Origin of the sequence: Methanoculleus sp. DTU007 (assembly GCF_001512385.1) — an archaeon.
GTDB lineage: Archaea > Halobacteriota > Methanomicrobia > Methanomicrobiales > Methanoculleaceae > Methanoculleus > Methanoculleus thermophilus.
On record NZ_LFRO01000096.1, the window covers coordinates 1 to 2,976 of the forward strand.

4 protein-coding genes are annotated in these 2,976 nt (G+C 56.2%); all 4 read left to right on the plus strand.

Annotated features, from left to right (window positions below; genetic code table 11):
* Positions 1–381 (plus strand): V-type ATPase subunit subunit G family protein (locus tag ACI94_RS09855; RefSeq protein WP_286681378.1); only part of this gene is annotated, 381 nt, incomplete at its 5' end.
* Positions 368–2,332, plus strand: a complete 1,965-nt coding sequence (locus ACI94_RS09860; RefSeq protein WP_286681379.1) for a V-type ATP synthase subunit I — start codon at positions 368–370, stop codon at positions 2,330–2,332. The genes ACI94_RS09855 and ACI94_RS09860, both read left to right, overlap by 14 nt.
* A gap of 4 nt (positions 2,333–2,336) precedes the next feature.
* The gene (locus tag ACI94_RS09865; RefSeq protein ID WP_062261166.1) at positions 2,337–2,585 is read left to right on the plus strand and encodes an ATPase; all 249 of its coding nucleotides are present in this window, start codon (positions 2,337–2,339) and stop codon (positions 2,583–2,585) included.
* 11 nt (positions 2,586–2,596) lie between these two features.
* On the plus strand, positions 2,597–2,976 hold a 380-nt coding region (locus ACI94_RS09870; protein WP_286681380.1), incomplete at its 3' end, for a V-type ATP synthase subunit E family protein.

A 2,976-nucleotide genomic window follows, 5' to 3' on the forward strand; every position in this document is an offset into this window, starting at 1 on the left:
ATATATGCTTATTTTCATCAAATATTCATGAGCCGTGAGAAGGAGGGTTTGATGAAGACCGACGTCCTGAAGAGCATCAGGGAAACTGAAGAAGAGTACCAGGCAATGATCCGTGATGCGCAGGCCGAGAGGAAGAAAAGCCTCTCAGACGCCGAGCTGGAAGCTGACAACCTGGTCCAGAAGGCACAAAAAGATGCCACGGACTACAGGAATCAGCGTCTTGCAGAGGCACGGGCCCAGGCGCAGAACAGATACAAAGAGATCGTCAATGAGGGTAAAGTGCGCGCAGAGGCGCTGAAAGCACAGGGAAACCAGAACCTTGCAAAAGCTGTAGACTTCATTGTTACGCGATTCAAGGAGCAGCTGCATGTTAAGGCCTGAACGGATGCGCCGGCTGCTTATCGTGGCCCCGAAGAGTGAGACCGATACGATCGTCAGGGAACTCTACCGTCACAATGTCTATCATATCGAGGACTTTGTGCCGGAGAGTGGTTCTAGCGACGGACTATCGATCGGCCACCCGCTTTCCGGGGCGAGCGATGCAGCCTCGGGGCTCATCAAGATCAGGGCCATTGAGAATGCGTGCGGGATAGACCCGGAGAACGTAGAAGTCAGAACGCGAATCCCCGCATCGAAAGTCCGGGCGATGATCCAGACCGATCTGCCTGCTATCATAGAGGAGGTAGAAGGTCTTGTCGCCTCGCGTTCCAGACTGGAGGCGCAACAAAAGGAGCACGAGCAACGTGCGAAGGAGCTTGAGCCGTTCGTTGCCGTTCCCATGGATCTGGATCTTTACCGTGGTTATACGCGATTTAGCGTATTCACCGGGCATATCGCTCATGACGTAACCATCGACGCCCCTCACGAGAAATACTTTTCCGACAAAGTTGACGGCAACATGATCGTCGTCGTGGTGCCTAACGAGCACCGCGAAGAGGTCGAACGGACGCTTCTCGATGCCGGGTTCCAGGCAATTCCCGTTCCGGATGAGACCGGGGCGCCGGCCGACCGCTTGAAGGCCCACCAGGAAGAGGCCCGGCGGATCGAGGGTGAGATTGCTGCGATCAACGGAAAGATTGCAGGGATCCGGGAGAGGCACGCCGACTTTCTGGTAGCATGCGATGAACTACTCACGGCTGACGTAGAGCGGGCGGAGGCCCCGTTGCGATTTGCTACCACGGAAGAGACGTTCCTCACCGAAGGATGGATCCCTGAGCGTAACTTCGAAAAGGTCAAGGAAGCCCTGGTCCGGGCGACCGGTGATCGGATCTACATCCAGGAACTGGAGATCGAAGACGATGCCAGGGTCCCGGTGGAGTACGAGAACCCAACGTTTGCCTCGCCAACGCAGATGCTCATAGATATCTACGCACGGCCCCGGTACTCCGAGATCGACCCGACGCTGATGGTAGCCATCGTGTTCCCCATCTTCTTCGGTATGATCCTCGGTGACGTGGGTTACGGAGCAATCCTGCTTGCCATGAGCTTGGGCCTGCGAAAGATCGTGAAAGGCGAGGGAGGACGGATGCTTCTTAAGGTGCTCAGTTACGCAAGCGTATCAAGCATCATATTCGGGATCCTCTACAGCGAGATCTTCGGTTCCGCACTCCCATGGCCGGCGCTGATCTTCTCCCGGCACCTCAACATCGGAGGAGCCGCCGGAGGCCACGGCCCACAGGTCGTCGAACTCATGATCATTGCTATCTGGATCGGCCTCCTGCACATTACGCTCGGACGCATACTCGGTATCGTCAACGCACGGAAGATCTACTCCGGAAAGCACGCCACACAGGCAGTTCTCTCGCATGCCGGGTGGCTTGGGACGATGTGGGGGATCATGCTCATGATCTGGGCATTCTACGCCATCCCGCTGATGCCCGACCTGACGGGTCTTCCCGTTGTCGCTATGGGGTTAAATGTTGCCGCCGTTGTGGGAGTCGTCCTTCTGGTGGCAGGTATCCTGGGTATCGCTCAGGAGAACCCGCTTGAGTTAGTCGAACTTCCGACGATTATCAGTCACGTATTATCGTACGCCCGTCTTGTGGCGGTGGGCCTATCTTCGGTCGCTATCGCGATGGTGGTCAACTACATCGCGATCGGCATGATCATAGAGCCCCAGCTTGAAGCGATCACACCGGTCGGCGTGATCATCATCATTGTGGGCATTCTTGTCCTCCTTATGGGACACGCGCTGAACACGGCACTTGGTCTCCTAGGAGGCGGTCTGCACTCGATTCGTCTTCACTATGTTGAGTTCTTCACCAAGTTCTACAAAGGTGGAGGCAAGAAGTACAACCCGTTTGGAATGAAACCTAAGTTTACGGAGGAATAAAGAAATGGTAGATGTTGGTATGACTCTTGAAATGGTACAGGCATCGCAGATGGGAATGAAAGCGCTCGGCGCAGGCCTCGCGGTCGGTCTCACCGGTATCGGCTCCGGTGTCGCTGAAATGGGCATCGGTGCCGCTGCGGTCGGGGCGACGGCAGAAAACCGTGATGTATTTGGTCTGGCGCTGCTCCTGACTGTTATCCCTGAAACCATCGTCATCTTCGGTCTTGTGGTTGCACTGCTGCTTCTGTTCTAATGGAGTGAACCATGGGACTCGAAGCAGTTGTCAACGAGATCCGGGAGAAAGGGCGAAAGGAGGTCGAGGCGATTCGGGCAGAGACCCGCGCTGAAGTCGAGGAGATCCTGAAGGAGGCACAGGCTCGGGCCGCCGAGATTAAACTCTCGGCCAAAGAGGAGGCGGACCGGGCAGCCACTCACATCATCAACCAGGAAGTCTCCGCAGCGAACCTTGTCGTCAAACGGCAGGTCCTGAACGCCCAGAAGACGCTCCTGGATCAGGTCTATTCGGCCTCACTCGCTGCTATCGGTGACCTGCCTGCTGAGTTCCAAGAGAAGGCGCTCACAGACCTGTTGAAGAGAGCGGCAAAGGTGATCAAGAAGGGTGTCGTGCATGCAAACGAGCGGGA

Coding starts and splice junctions, on each gene's coding strand:
- ACI94_RS09860 (WP_286681379.1), top strand. CDS start 368: ATGTTAAGGCCTGAACGGATGCGCCGGCTGCTTATCGTGGCCCCGAAG.
- ACI94_RS09865 (WP_062261166.1), top strand. CDS start 2,337: ATGGTAGATGTTGGTATGACTCTTGAAATGGTACAGGCATCGCAGATG.